We start from the raw sequence: 486 nt of genomic DNA, 5'->3' as shown, positions 1-486 counted from the left end.
CGCCGGTGTACTGGGCGCGGCTCTGCTATGCGCTATTCATGGTGCTACTGTAGAAMATACTTTATTTGAAGATGGTGATGGTGCAAATACATTCCGTGCKTTTAACCCAACTCAAGCTGAAGAAACTTATTCAATGGTCACCGCTAACCGCTTTTGGTCMCAAATCTTTGGGGTTGCTTTTTCCAATAAACGTTGGTTACATTTCTTTATGTTATTTGTACCRGTAACYGGTTTATGGATGAGTGCTCTTGGAGTAGTCGGTYTRGCTYTGAACCTACGTGCCTATGACTTCGTTTCCCAGGAAATCCGTGCAGCRGAAGATCCWGAATTTGAGACTTTCTATACTAAAAATATTCTTTTAAACGAAGGTATTCGTGCTTGGATGGCGGCTCAAGATCAGCCTCATGAAAACCTTATATTCCCTGAGGAGGTTCTACCACGTGGAAACGCTCTTTAATGGAACTTTAGCTTTAGCTGGTCGTGACC

The 486-nt window shown here is 43.5% G+C and carries 1 protein-coding gene; it reads left to right on the top strand.

What is annotated here, in order from left to right:
- The coding region (locus EDI28_RS28230; RefSeq protein ID WP_199287516.1) for a photosynthetic reaction center family protein at positions 1-457 on the top strand (457 nt) is incomplete at its 5' end.
- Positions 458-486: the final 29 nt, after the last annotated feature.

The sequence above is a fragment of the Photobacterium chitinilyticum genome (assembly GCF_004104355.1).
Lineage (GTDB): Bacteria > Pseudomonadota > Gammaproteobacteria > Enterobacterales > Vibrionaceae > Photobacterium > Photobacterium chitinilyticum.
This window is presented reverse-complemented; position numbering and strand designations above follow the sequence as displayed.